The organism is Rhizobium sp. ZW T2_16, assembly GCF_044987325.1.
GTDB classification, from domain to species: Bacteria; Pseudomonadota; Alphaproteobacteria; order Rhizobiales; family Rhizobiaceae; genus Neorhizobium; species Neorhizobium cellulosilyticum.
Map to the genome: position 1 here is coordinate 161,953 of NZ_JBJDRG010000001.1, position 15,572 is coordinate 177,524.

17 protein-coding genes are annotated in these 15,572 nt (G+C 59.4%); 9 read left to right on the forward strand and 8 right to left on the reverse strand.

Translation table 11 applies throughout. The annotated features are described in order from the left end of the window. Window position 1: 1 nt before the first annotated feature. The 4 genes from ACI3K0_RS00720 to ACI3K0_RS00735 all read right to left on the reverse strand — a co-directional run bounded on the left by ACI3K0_RS00720 (window position 2) and on the right by ACI3K0_RS00735 (window position 4,192). Window positions 2–886 (reverse strand): 1-acyl-sn-glycerol-3-phosphate acyltransferase, encoded by an 885-nt coding sequence (locus ACI3K0_RS00720; protein WP_183821591.1) that lies wholly within the window; start codon window positions 884–886, stop codon window positions 2–4. A gap of 110 nt (window positions 887–996) precedes the next feature. Further along, window positions 997–3,015 (reverse strand): threonine--tRNA ligase, encoded by a 2,019-nt coding sequence (thrS, locus tag ACI3K0_RS00725; RefSeq protein WP_210303573.1) that lies wholly within the window; start codon window positions 3,013–3,015, stop codon window positions 997–999. 120 nt (window positions 3,016–3,135) lie between these two features. Further along, the gene (yidD, locus tag ACI3K0_RS00730; protein WP_183821590.1) at window positions 3,136–3,498 is read right to left on the reverse strand and encodes a membrane protein insertion efficiency factor YidD; all 363 of its coding nucleotides are present in this window, start codon (window positions 3,496–3,498) and stop codon (window positions 3,136–3,138) included. A 247-nt stretch (window positions 3,499–3,745) separates the two neighbouring features. Then, window positions 3,746–4,192 carry an iron-sulfur cluster assembly scaffold protein gene (locus ACI3K0_RS00735; RefSeq protein WP_148144817.1) on the reverse strand — a complete coding sequence of 149 codons (447 nt, stop codon included), beginning with the start codon at window positions 4,190–4,192 and terminating at the stop codon, window positions 3,746–3,748. Window positions 4,193–4,503: 311 nt separating this feature from the next. Between ACI3K0_RS00735 and folE the strand changes: the two genes are divergently transcribed. The 3 genes from folE to ACI3K0_RS00750 all read left to right on the forward strand — a co-directional run bounded on the left by folE (window position 4,504) and on the right by ACI3K0_RS00750 (window position 6,696). Further along, complete coding sequence (folE, locus tag ACI3K0_RS00740) at window positions 4,504–5,142, forward strand: GTP cyclohydrolase I FolE (protein WP_183821589.1); 639 nt, start codon at window positions 4,504–4,506, stop codon at window positions 5,140–5,142. An 18-nt stretch (window positions 5,143–5,160) separates the two neighbouring features. Further along, window positions 5,161–5,625, forward strand: coding sequence for a phosphoribosyl-AMP cyclohydrolase (gene hisI, locus ACI3K0_RS00745; RefSeq protein WP_404944795.1), 465 nt, complete (start codon window positions 5,161–5,163; stop codon window positions 5,623–5,625). A 108-nt stretch (window positions 5,626–5,733) separates the two neighbouring features. Further along, window positions 5,734–6,696 carry a patatin-like phospholipase family protein gene (locus tag ACI3K0_RS00750; RefSeq protein WP_148144820.1) on the forward strand — a complete coding sequence of 321 codons (963 nt, stop codon included), beginning with the start codon at window positions 5,734–5,736 and terminating at the stop codon, window positions 6,694–6,696. A 38-nt stretch (window positions 6,697–6,734) separates the two neighbouring features. On the opposite strand, the gene ACI3K0_RS00755 is transcribed toward ACI3K0_RS00750, so the two are convergent. Continuing rightward, the gene (locus ACI3K0_RS00755) at window positions 6,735–7,169 is read right to left on the reverse strand and encodes a CBS domain-containing protein (RefSeq protein ID WP_148144821.1); all 435 of its coding nucleotides are present in this window, start codon (window positions 7,167–7,169) and stop codon (window positions 6,735–6,737) included. Between the two features lie 126 nt (window positions 7,170–7,295). Continuing rightward, complete coding sequence (locus tag ACI3K0_RS00760) at window positions 7,296–8,024, reverse strand: rhomboid family intramembrane serine protease (RefSeq protein ID WP_246435837.1); 729 nt, start codon at window positions 8,022–8,024, stop codon at window positions 7,296–7,298. A gap of 217 nt (window positions 8,025–8,241) precedes the next feature. Between ACI3K0_RS00760 and ACI3K0_RS00765 the strand changes: the two genes are divergently transcribed. The 6 genes from ACI3K0_RS00765 to ACI3K0_RS00790 all read left to right on the forward strand — a co-directional run bounded on the left by ACI3K0_RS00765 (window position 8,242) and on the right by ACI3K0_RS00790 (window position 13,617). After that, complete coding sequence (locus ACI3K0_RS00765; RefSeq protein WP_183821587.1) at window positions 8,242–8,835, forward strand: PAS domain-containing protein; 594 nt, start codon at window positions 8,242–8,244, stop codon at window positions 8,833–8,835. Between the two features lie 83 nt (window positions 8,836–8,918). After that, window positions 8,919–9,530, forward strand: coding sequence for a PilZ domain-containing protein (locus ACI3K0_RS00770; RefSeq protein WP_183821586.1), 612 nt, complete (start codon window positions 8,919–8,921; stop codon window positions 9,528–9,530). A gap of 596 nt (window positions 9,531–10,126) precedes the next feature. Further along, complete coding sequence (locus ACI3K0_RS00775; RefSeq protein WP_148144824.1) at window positions 10,127–10,738, forward strand: transglutaminase-like cysteine peptidase; 612 nt, start codon at window positions 10,127–10,129, stop codon at window positions 10,736–10,738. 120 nt (window positions 10,739–10,858) lie between these two features. Next, entirely contained in the window at window positions 10,859–11,620 is a 762-nt protein-coding gene (locus tag ACI3K0_RS00780; protein ID WP_404944796.1) for a hypothetical protein, read from the forward strand. A gap of 149 nt (window positions 11,621–11,769) precedes the next feature. Next, complete coding sequence (locus ACI3K0_RS00785; RefSeq protein WP_246435834.1) at window positions 11,770–13,251, forward strand: D-alanyl-D-alanine carboxypeptidase; 1,482 nt, start codon at window positions 11,770–11,772, stop codon at window positions 13,249–13,251. An 87-nt stretch (window positions 13,252–13,338) separates the two neighbouring features. Then, window positions 13,339–13,617, forward strand: a complete 279-nt coding sequence (locus tag ACI3K0_RS00790) for a hypothetical protein (protein WP_183821584.1) — start codon at window positions 13,339–13,341, stop codon at window positions 13,615–13,617. Here ACI3K0_RS00790 and ACI3K0_RS00795 read toward each other — a convergent pair. Both ACI3K0_RS00795 and ACI3K0_RS00800 read right to left on the reverse strand, forming a co-directional pair. Continuing rightward, window positions 13,614–14,051, reverse strand: coding sequence for a DUF1489 family protein (locus ACI3K0_RS00795; protein ID WP_148144827.1), 438 nt, complete (start codon window positions 14,049–14,051; stop codon window positions 13,614–13,616). The genes ACI3K0_RS00790 and ACI3K0_RS00795 overlap by 4 nt on opposite strands. Before the next feature lie 71 nt (window positions 14,052–14,122). Further along, window positions 14,123–15,523, reverse strand: a complete 1,401-nt coding sequence (locus ACI3K0_RS00800) for an L-serine ammonia-lyase (RefSeq protein ID WP_183821583.1) — start codon at window positions 15,521–15,523, stop codon at window positions 14,123–14,125. Window positions 15,524–15,572 lie beyond the last annotated feature (49 nt).

Genomic DNA, 15,572 nt, shown 5'->3' on the forward strand with positions numbered 1-15,572 from the left:
ATCAGGCCGCTTCCTTGCGAATCGCTTCTTGCGCAGCCTGCCTTTTCTCCTGAAACCTAGCCAGACGCGAGCGCTTGACCGGACGCATCGAAAACACCGCGTCATGGAGCACCGTCAGCAGGTCCTTGCGTTCCTTGATGCTGGAAAGTTCTTCCCAGGTCATCATCGCCCCGACACGCGCCCGGATCGAGCTGCCGGAAAGCCGCTTGAACTCGCGGATCAGCAATGACAGCCTGAGCGTCAGCGACAGCTTGCTCGCAATGTGGAAGAGCGGGCCGTTCTGGCCTTCGAAATAGATCGGCACGACATTGGCCTTGGCGGTCTGCACCAGCTTTGCCGCAAAAATCTTCCAGGGAAGATCCTGCGCCATGCCGAAACCCTTCTTCGCGGTGGCGACGCCGCCGGCTGGAAAGATGATGATCGTCACGCCTTCCTTCAGAAGCTTCAGCGCTTCGTGGCGGGTCTGCATGTTGATCGCCAGCGCTTCCTTCGTTTCCTCGAAGGAGACAGGCAGCGAATAGGGCGCCATTTCCGGCACCTTCAGCAGTTCGTCATTGATCAGGACACGGAACGGTCGGCCAAGCTGTTCGGCCATGGCCAGAACAGCAATTCCGTCGCCGATGCCGAACGGATGGTTGGCGACGATGACGAGCGGACGCCCGTGCTCGACAACAGGCAGCCACTCCCCCTGCACGTCGAGTTCGACATCGATGAGATCGAGCATCTTGCCGAACACGCGATCGGTCTTGCCGACGATGTCCTTGCGCCAGATGTCATAGAGGCGGGCATAACGGTCGCGGCCGGATAGTCCCTCGATGGAGCGGATAAACCAACGCTTGAGGCGCGGATCGCGCTCGTTGGCGTAAGAGAGTTCCTTGAAGCGCATTCTGTCTCCGCGGAAGCTCCGCCCATTCATCACGAGCTTATAATATTTCAGTCCGATGACAATATTCTGACAGCGCCCGTGCATGACGGGCGCTGTCGATGTTTCAAAGATCAGGCAGCCTTGACCTTGGCAGCCTTGCGGCGCTTGACGTCCGGCGGCGTAGCTTCATCGACCAGCGAGGCAAGTGCCTCGTCGAGCGACATGGCCGTCTGCGCTTGCGAGCCGAGGCGACGGATGTTGACCGAACGCTGCTCTGCTTCCTGACGGCCGCAGACGATGATCACCGGAACCTTGGCAACTGAATGCTCTCGGACCTTGTAGTTGATCTTTTCGTTGCGGAAGTCGGTTTCGACCTGCAGGCCGGCCTCGCGCAGCGCTTCCGCAACCTCGCGACCGTAGTCGTCGGCATCAGACGTGATGGTTGCAACGACGACCTGCGTCGGCGCGAACCACAGCGGCATATGGCCCGCGAAGTTTTCGATCAGGATGCCGAGGAAACGTTCCATCGAGCCGCAGATGGCGCGGTGGATCATCACCGGCTGCGTCTTTTCCGAGTTCTGGTCGATATAGAAGGCGCCGAAACGTTCCGGCAGGTTGAAGTCGACCTGCGTCGTGCCGCACTGCCATTCACGGCCAATCGCGTCCTTCAGCGTATATTCGAACTTCGGACCGTAGAACGCGCCCTCGCCCGGCAGGATGCCGGTTTTGATGCGGCCGCCCGACTGTTCCTCGATCGTCTTCAACACATCCGTCATCACGCTTTCGGCGCGATCCCACAGAGCGTCGGTGCCGACGCGCTTTTCAGGACGCATGGACAGTTTGACGACGACTTCCTCGAAGCCGAAATCTTCATAGACCGACAGGATCAGCGCGTTGATGCGCAGGCATTCCGCCGCCAGCTGTTCGTCGGTGCAGAAGACGTGCGCATCGTCCTGCGTGAAGCCGCGCACGCGCATCAGGCCGTGAAGCGCGCCCGAAGCTTCGTAGCGATGCACGAGACCGAATTCCGCAAGACGGATCGGCAGTTCGCGGTAAGACTTCAGACCATGCTTGAAGATCTGCACGTGACCCGGGCAGTTCATCGGCTTCAGCGCGAAGACGCGGTTATCCGCCTCCTCGTCCTTCGGGTGAGTGAAGGCGTAGGCGGATTTTACCGCGAACATGTTTTCCTGGTACCAGCCCCAGTGACCCGAGGTTTCCCAAAGCGAGGCGTCAAGCACCTGCGGTGCATTGACCTCTTCATAGGTGCCGGCCAGACGGCGGCGCATATAGGCCGTCAGCGTCTGGAACATGCGCCAGCCCTTGCCGTGCCAGAACACCACGCCCGGACCTTCTTCCTGGAAATGGAAGAGATCCATTTCGCGGCCGAGCTTGCGGTGATCGCGCTTTTCGGCTTCGGCGAGAACGTGGAGATACTGGTCCAGTTCTTCCTGGGTCGCCCAGGCCGTACCGTAGATGCGCGTCAGCATGGGCTTGGTGGAATCGCCGCGCCAGTATGCGCCGGCAACCTTCATCAGCTTGAAGGCAGTGCCGATCTGGCCAGTCGAGGCCATGTGCGGACCACGGCAGAGGTCGAACCAGCCGCCCTGATTGTAGATCTTCAGCTCCTGGCCTTCCGGGATCATGTCGACCAGCTCGACCTTGTAGGCCTCGCCCTTGTCGGCAAACACGTCCTTCGCCTTTTCGCGCGACCAGATCTCCTTGGTGAAGGCGGCATTCTTCTGAATGATCTCCTTCATCTTCTTTTCGATCTTCGGCAGATCTTCGGGCGTGAAGGGCCAGTCTTCGCGGCTGTCCGGGTGGACGCGCTTGAAGTCGTAGTAGAAACCGTTCTCGATAACCGGGCCGATCGTCACCTGGGTGCCAGGCCACAGGTCCTGCACGGCCTCGGCCATGACGTGAGCGGCATCGTGGCGGATGAGTTCCAGCGCGCGCGGATCGGTGCGCGTGACGATCTCGATCTTGCCATCGGTGACGGGATCGGAGAGATCGCGCAACTCGCCATCGAGCGCGATTGCGACGGCCTTCTTGGCCAGCGACTTGGAAATGGATTCGGCAACGGCAAAACCGGTCGTGCCCGCGTCGAACGCGCGAACGGAGCCATCGGGAAATGTAAGGGAAACGGACATCTGAATTCTCCTGTCCAGTCCCGCCAACGAATGCGGGTGGTCAAAAAAGGACCGCGGCGGCTTTGGCCGAAGCGGCATCGAACGCGTGCGTGATAGTCAAAAATCGCGGCGGAGTAAAGATTACGAGGCCTTTCGGCCCCAGCGCCAAAGCCGCCACGGCATCCATTGCCGATAACCGGCTTCAAGCGCTTCCGGCACCGGATCGAGCCCGCTCGTGCCGCCTGGCCCGCAACGCGCGACGCGAAACAGCGTCAACCAGAAACCGGACCAGAAACCATGTCTGGCGAAGGCTTCGTAGCCGTATTCGGAACAGGTCGGGATATGCCGGCAGGAATTGCCGATGAAGCCGGAGAGCGTCAGCTGGTAGAGACGGATGAAACCCATTCCGAACAGCCGCCCGGGCGTCTTGCGGAACGGGCCTTGCCAGTTGCGAGAGAAGCGTGGTGCGGGCTTTTCGTGGTTGCAGTCGGGGGAGTTGCACATCAGGCGTCGTCGCCGGAGGCGTTTGCCTTGCGTCCTTCGTTTGCGCGCGTATGCCCCCCTCTGGCCTGCCGGCCATCTCCCCCACAGGTGGGGAGATCAGCTGGGCGCGTGCGCTCGACCTTCCGCAAACCTTGCTTGACTGCGAGTAGGAGCGCTTTGTTTGGCAAGACGCCTGCAGCGAGTCGATCTCCCCCCTTGTGGGGGAGATGGCCGGCAGGCCAGAGGGGGGCGGCCACGGCAACCAACCTCAAGCCTCCAGCCTGTCCGCCTGCCTCGCCTCGATCTGATCGATTGCATCCACGACAGCATCGAAAGTCAGCATGGTCGAAGCGTGGCGGGCCTTGTAGTCTTTCACCGGCTTCAGATACCGCATATCCTCGAAACGGCCGGAAGGCCCCTCGCCTCCATCCTTCAGCATCGCCAGCATGTCGAGGCGCGCCTGACGCAATTCACCGGCTGTCGCGCCGACAACATGCAGCGCCATGATTGCCGAAGAAGCCTGCCCGAGCGCGCAGGCCCGCACCTCGTGGGAAAAATCCGTCACCACACCGCCATCGAGCTTGAGATGGACCCGCACTTTCGAGCCACAGAGCTTGGAATGCTTCTCGGATGTCGCATCAGCGTCAGCAATCACACCGGCGCGCGTGATATTTCCGGCGAACTCGAGGATCTTCTGATTGTAGATGTCGTCCATGCGATGCGTCCGTTTCGTCTCAGTTCGCTGTGGTGATCCGGTGAACGGATCGTCACGTAAAGGCTCTTGGGAATGGGCCTGTATCTGACTATATGTGATGCCTCGAAGCGATGATCAATAAAACAGGATTTTGCCAATTTTGCGCGTCAGCGGAAGAGAATACCTTGTCAAAAGCCCCGCCAGCGATCAGATACGGGCTTTGAGACCGGCTTGAACGGCGCAAACTCGCGTAGGCGAGCCGTCGGAATGCTGATGATGACACACCCGAATGTATGTCGGATGCGGCCTTGAACCGCATCGGGAGACAATAGATGGATGCGATTGTGAAGAATTTTCCGGCCGGCGGCCAGGAACAGGTGAAGGACAAGGCACAGCAGCCGATTCGTCCAACCCAGCAGGAAGCCGAAGAGGCAGTCCGCACGCTGTTGCGCTGGGCAGGTGACGATCCCGCCCGCGAAGGCCTGCTGGACACGCCGACGCGCGTTGCAAAAGCCTATCGCGAACTGTTTGCCGGCTACGAGCAGTCCTACCAGGAAGTGCTCGGCCGCACATTCGAGGAAATGTCGGGCTTCGACGATATCGTTCTGGTGCGCGACATTCCCTTCTTTTCCCATTGCGAACACCACATGCTGCCTATCAAGGGCATGGCGACGGTCGCCTATCTGCCGAACGGCCCGGTCCTCGGCCTGTCGAAGATCGCTCGCGTGATCGAAATTTTCGGTCGCCGGCTGCAGACCCAGGAAAACATGACGGCGCAGATCGCCAATGCGATCCAGGACACCCTGAAGCCGCGCGGCGTTGCCGTGCTCATCGAAGCCGAGCACATGTGCATGGAAATGCGCGGAGTGCAGAAGCAGGGCTCACGTACGCTGACCACCACGTTCACCGGCGAGTTCAAGACCAATCCGACCGAGCAGGCACGTTTCTTCACGCTTGCCCGCAACCGGTGATCCGCACAGGTATCTGCCATGAACATTTCAGAATTCCCTGCCCCCTCCGCCGACAAGGCCGAGCTTGAGGGGGCGGGCCTCTTCACGCCGCGTTTCGACGATAACGGCTTGATCACCGCCGTCGTCACCGATGCGCGCGACGGCGAACTTCTGATGGTCGCACACATGAATGCCGAGGCATTGAAGCTGACGGTTGATACCGGCATCGCCCATTATTTCAGCCGCTCGCGCAAATCGCTTTGGAAGAAGGGCGAAACCTCCGGAAACCTGCAGACCGTCCACGAGATCCGTACCGATTGTGATCAGGATGCAATCTGGCTGAAAGTCTCCGTTGCAGGCCATGACGCGACCTGCCACACCGGTCGCCGCTCTTGTTTCTATCGGGCGGTAACAAAAGATGACGACCGTACCATCCTTGAAATCAGGGACGATGCGCGTCATTTTGATCCTGAAGCCGTGTATTCCAGCAAGCCGACCGAATAGGTAACCCGTCCCGTTCTGATCCAGCTGCCGCCAGAGTAAACGCTTTCGAAACCATCCGATGCGTTAATTAGCGATTACGCAGTGATCGGCTCAGGAGGGTATGGATCAATGCTGAACTGGACTTGGAACCGTTCGGACCGTCAGGCCGCGTCGCAGGACACTGTTACGGCTGGCGTCGAAAACCCTTCGCCCCCGGTTGTGATTGCCCCTCCCCGTAAAGCAAAACTTTCGCTTGCGCTTGGCGGCGGTGCAGCCCGCGGCTGGGCGCATATCGGCGTCCTGCGGGCGCTGGACGAAGCAGGCATCGAGGTCGGCATGATCGCCGGCACCTCGATCGGCGCACTGGTCGGCGGCTGTTATCTCTCCGGCAAGCTCGACGAACTGGAAGCATTCGCCCGTTCGCTCACCATGCGCCGCATCGCAGCGCTTCTCGATCTTACCATCGGCGGCGGCGGGTTGTTCGGTGGCATGCGGCTCACAAAGCGAATGCAGGAACATCTCGAAGGCTTGGCAATCGAAGATCTCGATCGCCCATTTGTGGCGGTTGCGACCGAACTTCTGACCGGACACGAGATCTGGATCTCCAGCGGCTCGCTGATCACCGGCCTGCGCGCATCCTATGCGCTTCCCGGCATCTTCGAACCGGTCAAATGCAACAATCGGACACTGGTCGATGGCGCATTGGTCAATCCGGTGCCGACCTCCGTCTGCCGGGCCTATGAGCAGCCGCTCGTCGTCGCCGTGAACCTGAACTACGACGTCTTCGGCCGCTCGGCCGTGGTCAAGCACAACGCGAGCGTCCAGACCTTCGACGAAGTGATCCGCGAACGATCCGACGAGGCGAAGGTCGGCGTCACCGGCACGATGGTACAGGCTTTCAACATAATCCAGGAACGCATTTCGCGCGCCCGCCTGGCCGGAGACCCGCCGGATCTAGCACTTCATCCGCGCCTGAATGATATCGGCCTGTCGGAATTCCACCGCGCGGGTGAAGCGATCGAGCGCGGTTATGAAGAAACCATGGCGCAGATCGGCGCCTTGAAGCGCATGCAGGAGGTCTTCGCCCGCTAGAAACGGGCGAAGCAGTTTTCAATGAACAAAGCCGCGCCTCAGCTGGCGATATAGGCCTTCATCTGCTCGGCCTCGAGCTCGACTTCGCGCATGCGCGCCTTCACCACGTCGCCGATGGAGATAATTCCGGCAAGCTTTCCATCGGTTTCGACCGGTACGTGACGGAAGCGGCCGGCAGTCATCATTTCCATGACCTCTTCCACCGTCTGCTCTTCACGACAGCGCGTCACGCCTGTTGTCATCATTGTCTGAACCGGCTTTTCGAGCGCGGCAACACCGTGGGTCGCAATCGTCCTGACCAGATCACGTTCTGTGAAGATACCGGCGATACGTCCCTCCAGACCGGCCACCACGACGGCACCGATCTTCTTTTCGTTCAGAACCGACGCAACCTCCAGCAGCTTCCGGTCTGGTTCGACCGTCTGAACTGCGCGCCCTTTGGCATCAAGCATCATCTTCACGGTAGTCGACATGCCTTCTCCTTACCAATCCACATGGCCAATCACCGTGCCGAACATCTCCTCCTCCGAGACTTCCGGCACTTTCTCCATACATCTGGAATTGTAGATCGGCCCCGAGGCGAGTTCAAGCCGTGGCAGTTACAGCTCACGGTAGCGAATTGGATCAAAAAGCGAGAACAGCAGAAAGCCGAAAAGAAAACCGCCTATATGGGCGTCCCAGGCGATATCACCCGCATTGCTGCCAATCAGCGGCAGACCGACGGCTACGAGAATATTTCCCAAGAACCACATGGCCGTGAAAATAACCACCGTGCGATTCGAAAACGCACCGAGGATAGATTGGCGAGGATAAAGATGCCCATGGGTGCGATCGTAGCCGCCGCCATCGGGAAAGGCGAAACGGCAGGAGGCCCCCATCAGCGCCGAGACCACACCGGACGCACCGATCAACAGGGTTTCCTCACCCCAGTGAAGGCCGGCATGAAAGAAAGCAGCTGCGGCTGCGGATAAAACCCAGAAGATCACGTAACGAACGGCACCTATGCGCCGAACGACAGGCGTGCCGAACGCCGCGAGCCATAATGCATTGAAGGCAATATGCTCCACACTACCGTGAAGAAGCGAATAGGTGACCGGCGTCCAGAGCCATTCATATCCCTGCTCCGACAACGGAAAGATGTAGCGGATAGGGGTAAACGCCAGCGTGACGATAAACTCGGCCTGCGCGTCTGCGCTCAGCAGATATTCCTGGACGATATAAAGCGTGGCCAGCAGAACCATGCTGGCGAGAAGAATGCCCGGCATATTGAAGACAGGCTGCCTCTCACGCCTACCATTCTGCGCGAATGCATCCTCTTCGGGGGCCATGTCGGGCCTATCGTCCATGGCCAATCCTTCCGTCATCAGCAGTGAATCAGGAATACAGCAGCGTTCGGGGCTTGAAAAGCCGCGCATACGGGCATGCGACACGCCGCATGGGTTCGCCGTTACACCACCCATGCCAACTGGCACGATTTTCGCTGGGTAAAGCCTATCCACACGGTTCCGAGGGGCATTCTGGATCATAATCGAACAGGACTGACGCATGCTACATACGGCAACACAAGAAATCTTTAACTACTGGAACGGCTTAAGAGGCAGCCGGCCGGCCCCCTTGCGTTCCCAGATCGATCCGTCGGCTTTGCGCCGTTTTCTGCCACATCTGTTCATCGTCAATTCGACCGTCTCCGACAGGCCGACTTTCGCGCTTGCCGGGACACGCATCTGCGAACTTTTCGATCGAGAACTGCGTGGCCTCGACTACACGTTCATGTGGCTCGGTGCGCAAGACGATGAGCCGACGACAATCCTCAAACATGTCCTGTTCTACGAACGCCCCGCTTTGCTCGACATCAGATTGTCGCATGACGGGCAAGATTACGCCCATGACCTGCTTCTGATGCCTATCCGTTCACAGGGATATCGAAGCGATCGTGCGCTCGGGGCGCTCGTGCCGCATGAAACCCCGCTCCCTTTCACCGCCGTGCCGGTACGGGGCCTGGCTTTTGAAAGCTGGGGCTTTGTCAAACCGGACGGGACGCGACCAACCATCAGCGCCGACAGCAATGTTTCGACAGCAATGCCGATCACCTTTTTTCGCCGACTGGTCGGGCAGAAAGCCGCCCAACCCGGACGATAAGTCCGGGCGCCGGGACAACCATCTGTTAACTGCCTAATGTTATCTATCTGGTTCAGCATCAGCTCAGAGCCAGACATACTAACATGTATTCCTTCCAGCCGGCACAGACCCAGCAGACGCACGCGATCGCTGCCCAGCGCTCGTTTCAGCGCGTCGCGGTCAACGTCGAAGGACGTCTCATGCTGGCTGATCATGAAGAATACCCCTGCACGGTTATAGACATGTCGCCCGGCGACGTGAACTTTGTCTGCACCGGACAGCCGCGCCTGAACGAGCGCGTCATAGCCTATCTCGACCATCTTGGACGACTTGAAGGCAATGTGATCAGCCTCACCAACGATGGCTTTGTATTGTCAATCAACGCCACCGAGCGAAAGCGCGAGAAGCTGGCAGCCCAGCTGACCTGGATTGCCAACAAGCACGAGCTTGGCCTGCCGGAAGATCGTCGACACGATCGCCTGATGCCGCGCAACACGCTGACTGAACTGACTCTCGAAGATGGCAGCCGCTATTCCTGCCGCCTAATGGACCTTTCCTTGTCGGGCGCAGCTGTCGATGTCGAGATCAGGCCGGTCATCGGAACCCCGGTGCGACTTGGCAATATGCGCGGCCGCGTCGTCCGCCATTTCATGGAAGGCGTCGCGATCGAATTCGCGTCGGTCCAGTCGCGCGAAGCCCTGACGGAATTCCTCTGACGCGTTTCGCGAGCATCCAGTTTGGCTCGCCCCATCTCAACTCTTCGCTTTAAAACTTAAAGCACCTCACCACAGCAAGGCTGCCGCCCATCTGCGCGACAGCGCCTTAATCTCCCGATATCATTTTCAGCCAATCGGTCGTTCGTTTCCACGTCCGAAATCGACACGAAAACGGCGGCTCCCCACGCACTGCCGTCCGAAAATCGGTCAGTATCAAAAAAATGTATCTTTTCGGGATTTTTTTCCAGGCAATTTTGAAGGCCTAGAAGGGCGTTTTTGCGCGCCGTCAGAGCAATTTGAACTGCATTTTCGAAGCCGGTCGGAGCATACACATCCCAACCGCCTTACGATTGGCGAGAGCACGAACAGACTGACGTGATGAGATTCCAGAGACTTACGAGAAGGTCGGCCGGATTCGAGTAGAATTTTAGCTAAATTTGCCGCGAATTTTCGTCGTCTTTTATTCAAAAACAACGCGTGTTTTATTCGGTTTTTCGTCAATATCTATTACAATAAGCGATTGATTTTACGTCGCTATTTTGCGTTCACTCAAAGGCTTTCCGGCATTGTCTCACCAACCACGGGGAGACAGAAAAATGACGCTTCCGAAAAGACTTGCACAGGTATTCCTGACCGCCGCCATCGCACTCGCAGCTGCCGCACCATCGCTTGCAATGCCGGCCGGTGCCATGCGCGTCATCGGCAAAGCGAGCCCGCCGATCGGTCATTACGAATTCTGCAAGACCTATGTCAGCGAATGCAAGCCGCTTAAGGGCGATGCCGGCCCCGTTGCGCTGACGGAAGACAATTGGCGCACGCTGCTTGACGTCAACTACACGGTCAACACAGACATCACCCCGATGACCGACCAGGAACTTTACGGCGTCGAGGAGTTCTGGACCTACCCAACGACGGCAGGCGATTGCGAGGACTTCGTTCTCCTGAAGCGCAAGATGCTGATGCAGAAGGGCTTTGATGCATCGGACCTGCTCATCACCGTCGTGCTGCAGCCGAACGGCGAAGGCCATGCCGTCCTCACCGTCCGCACCGATCGCGGCGACTACATCCTCGACAACATGCGCAACAAGGTTCTGCCCTGGATGGACACGGAATACACCTACCTGAAGCGTCAGGACACGGTTGATCCGTCGCGCTGGGTCAAGCTCCAAGATGGCCGCGCCATCGCCGTGGGCAGCGTCAGCCAGTAAACCGACCTCAACGAATTCACCGAAAATTAACCCTGCCCGCGAGACTATCGCGGGCAGAGGCGTTTGGACCCCGTATCCTGTTCCGGTCCCGCAAAATCACATCTGGACACGGGACCGACCATGACACGCCGCGCCTCAGCGCAGCCGCAGGAAGACCTGCCACTCATTTCCGATCGATTTCTGCAGCGGCTGACGCTGGCCACGATCCTGCTTGTTGCAATAACCCTTGCGATCAGCATCGGTGGCCGCTGGCTTGGTCAGCGCATGGCGTTGGGCGGCCACTCGGAAAGCAGCGCCATGCTGGCCGTCACCATCGGTGAAGACACGCTGCAGGTTCCTGAAAACACGATACGCTTCGCCGAACAGCGTCGATCCGGACCGGCAGAGCGCATCGACCTCTACCTCACATGGCCGGGCATGATGGGATACGGCCATGATCGGCGAGACAGTTTTGACAATGTCGAGCGCTCCGACCTCCTTATCTTTCTGCAGATTTCCCAAAGCACCATGTCGAAGGACATGTCCGGACGCCTGGAGCCTATCTACACCCAGCTGTTTGATGGGCCGCCGATCGCTTACGGCCATGGACTGACGCTTCATCGCCTCAAGAACACGAGCGGCTACGGGGAAGAGGTTCTTCTGACGGCGGAACGCCCTGGCAAACAGCCCTTCGTCGTACGGTGCCTTTTACCGTCTGCCACCGGGCACGCCACCAGCGGCGATTGCCAACGGGATGTACATATCGGCAGCGACCTGACCACTCTTTATCGATTCTCGAGCAGCCTTTTGAAGGACTGGGATCACATTGATGCCGCAGTTCACTCGTTTGTCGACGCGCGGCTTGACGCCACCGGCAGCAACTCCGCTTCGAAAGGCGACTAAAATGCTTCAAATCGAAGTAAGTGGCCGTTCATCATAAACCTCTTGGTAACGCTGTTCTCCTAGATTGCTTCACTAGCAATCCGGGGTGGGGGCACGTCCGGATCTATTGAAAAATGACAGAATCGATGAGTGCGGCAGTGTTGAAAACCATGTTCCCGGCGTCTCTTCCCAAGGGTGCAGTGAAAGCGCAGGCAAAACGCCTCGGATACTTCATCGCAATTGCGTTGTCGTTATCCGCAGTTGCGCAGCCGGCGCATGCGGATCCTAAATATGCGGGCATCGTTGTCGACGCGAAGTCGGGCAAGGTGCTTTACGGTGAAGATCCGGATGGCCTGCGCTATCCGGCATCGCTCACGAAGATGATGACCCTCTATCTTACATTCGAGGCACTTGAAGCGGGTCGATTCTCGATTGATTCGAGAGTCCCTGTTTCGGCCAATGCCGCCAAAGAACCCCCGTCCAAGCTCGGCGTGCGCGCCGGTGGCTCGATCACCGTAGACCAGGCGATCCGTGCCCTTGTAACTCGCTCCGCCAATGACATGGCAACGGCACTCGGCGAGTATGTCGGCGGCTCGGAAGAACGTTTCGCGCAGCTGATGACCAACAAGGCCCGCGCGCTCGGCATGACCCGAACAACTTACCGCAATGCAAACGGCCTGCCGAACACGGCACAGATGACCACCGCCCGCGACCAGGCCCGCCTTGGAATCGCACTGCGTCAGCATTTCCCGCAGTATTACGGCTATTTCAGCATCCGCACCTTCCAGTTCGGCAAGCAGACGATCGGCAATCACAATCGCCTCGTCGGTACGGTTAAGGGCGTAGACGGCATCAAGACGGGCTACACCCGGGCTGCTGGCAGCAACCTTGCCACTTCAGCACAGCTCGACGGACGCTCTATCGTTGCCGTCGTGCTCGGCGGCCGCTCCAGCGCCGCCCGCGATGCGACAATGCGCAAGCTGGTTGCAGAATATCTGCCCAAGGCTTCCCGCGGCGGCAGTTCCAACCTGATCGCGCAGACCGCTCCCTCCGTCCCCGCGACACCGGTTCCGCGCACCCCCGCAGTAATGGCCGAGGTATCGGAAAGCCGCCAGGTGGCTGCACTCGACCTGCCCAATAGCGGCCCGATGCCCGATGCCCGTTACGAACAGCGCGAGCAGCGTCCGACCGCACCACTTGCCGTGCCGAAAGTAGCAGCTTCCGCCTCAGCCTATGCTGGCGAAAGCGCGCAGAGCAAGTCCGCCACCCAGGCCCTCGCGGCAGTCACTCCTCAGGCATCGCTGCCGAAGCGCGAAGCCGCCGCAACCAGGCGTGACCAGCCTTCGGAACCTGTCGATCAGGTCACCACGGCTTCGACCCGCACTAGTGCATCGGCTTCCGCCATGTCCGGCTGGGTTATTCAGATTGGCGTTTCTCCGAGTGAGAAGATGGCTCTCGATCTCCTGCAGAATGCGCAGGATAAAGGCGGCAAGGTATTGCGTTCCGCCAAACCCTTTACGGTCGCCTTCAGCAACAAGGGCGAACAAATTTACCGCGCCCGCTTTGGTGGTTTCGACGATCAGAAGACCGCGGTGGATGCCTGCAACGTCTTGAAGAAGAAGGGCGTGAGCTGCTGGGCGTCCATGCAGTAACGGTGAGGGCCTATGGCCCTCGCCTCAACACCGGGCCGCAAATGGCCCGGCGAAATCTCGAAATGTAATGTGTAAACGGGGTTTCCGATGGGAATGAATGAAAACAGCGCCAATCTCGGAACGGCTCATTTGTCCAGGGCCAGGGGCGTGGCACTCAATCCGCTTCACGAAGCGGCTATGCGGCTGGCCGGTCTCGGCCTGACCCGCTCGAAGGAAAAGACCCGGGATCTGGTCTCTCTTCTCCTGAGCCATGGCGCACGTGCCTGGCGCCAGTCGCAGCCGGAAGCAGGTATCCACCTGCATGTGGCAGCACATTCCGGCCGTGTACCGGTCAGAATGAGGCTTCCGGCTAAAACTGAAGTTTAAAGCAACCCCAGATCAGACAGTTCGCGGCGCAGGTCTTCTGGAAGCGCCGCGACATCGTCGCCCAGCGCACCGAGATCGCGCGGCTTTTCCTCATCCTTCAGATAACGCCAGCCCTGAAACGGTCGCTTCGGCTGCGACGCGGTCTCTATCACTTCCGGGCCGAGAACCAACTCGCATCTCTGAATGCCGTCGCCACCGGTAAAGGTGCGCAGGTCGAGCAGATTTTGCCGCGCGGAAACCTGCCCCTTGATCACCCAATAGAGAGAGCCACCGTCGAGCAGCTCTTCCACGCGCTTGGGAACCATGCGGGTCGTATGGATGCTGTGCGGCTCGAGGCCGGCAGCCATCGCGGTCAGGGATCGCTCGGAAACCCAGTCTCTCAGATCCTGGATACTGTCGGCGCCGACGCAGAGCTTGATGAGATGAAGAGCCATAATTGGCTTGAAGACCCGCCAAGGCCGCCAGTCAAGTCAAATCCCGACCGGGTCCACAGCGATAAGCGCGTTCAGCACTCCACCACATTGACGGCAAGGCCGCCGGTGGAGGTCTCCTTGTACTTCTCGCTCATGTCGTTGCCGGTCTGGCGCATCGTCTCGATACAGGCATCGAGTGGCACGAAATGCGTGCCGTCGCCCTTGATGGCAAGCGAAGCGGCGGTCACGGCCTTGACCGCACCCAGCGCGTTTCGCTCGATACAGGGAACCTGGACAAGACCGGCGATCGGATCGCATGTCATGCCGAGATGGTGCTCGAGCGCGATCTCGGCGGCGTTCTCGATCTGCTCCGGAGAGCCACCCATAACGGCGGCAAGCCCCGCTGCGGCCATGGCCGCCGCAGACCCCACCTCGCCCTGACAGCCGACTTCGGCGCCGGAGATCGAGGCATTATGCTTGATGATGCCGCCGATCGCAGCAGCCGTCAGCAGGAATTCGCGGATATCGTCTTTCGTCGCATCCTCGTGGAAATGCAGGAAATATTTGAGCGTTGCGGGAATGACGCCGGCAGCGCCATTGGTCGGCGCCGTCACGACGCGACCGCCGCCGGCATTTTCCTCGTTCACCGCCATGGCGTAAACCGAGAGCCAGTCATTGGCGAGGAGGGGATTGGGCCTGTTGCTGCGCCATTCCTCGTTGAGACGATCATGGATCGCCCTCGCCCGCCGCTTGACCTTGAGCCCGCCCGGCATGATGCCATCGACCTTGAGGCCACGATCGATACAGCCGTTCATTGCCTCCCAGATCGCGTCTATACCCTCGTCCAGCGCCTGCGCGCTCGTGTGGGTCAATTCGTTGGCCCGCTTCATCTGCGCGATCGAAAGACCCGCGCCGTGGGACATCTCGAGCATTTGCCGGGCAGTCGCGAACGGATAGGGCACGTGATCGCCGCCGCCTGCGTCCTTCGTTGCGCGCATTGCCTCAAGCTCGGTATCGGTAACCACGAAACCGCCGCCGATCGAGTAATAGATCCGCTTGAGAAGCAACCGGCCATCCTTGTCGAGCGCCGAAAAGCTCATGCCGTTGGCGTGTCCTGGCAGAGCCTGCTTCTTGTCGAAGATCAGGTCTGTCTTCGGTTGGAAGTAATAGGCCGGATGACCGGGTGGCGTCACGCGGCCTGTCCGCTCCACCTCTTCGATGATCGCGTCCATCCGGTCCGGATCGACAGTATTCGGCGCTTCGCCCATCAGGCCGAGAATGACCGCCCTGCCCGTTCCATGCCCGATGCCGGTGAAGGCGAGCGAGCCATGGAGCGAAGCCTGAAGGGCGGCAACATGGGCACCGGCGGGACGCGGCCAGTCGTCGGACAGGATGAGGTCGAGAAACCGGTTGGCCGCCGACATCGGCCCCATCGTGTGGGAACTCGACGGGCCGATGCCGATCTTGAAAACGTCGAAGACGGAGAGAAACATGGAAGTCTACAATCCAGATACTGGCCAGATACTGGCTGCCCGATCAAAC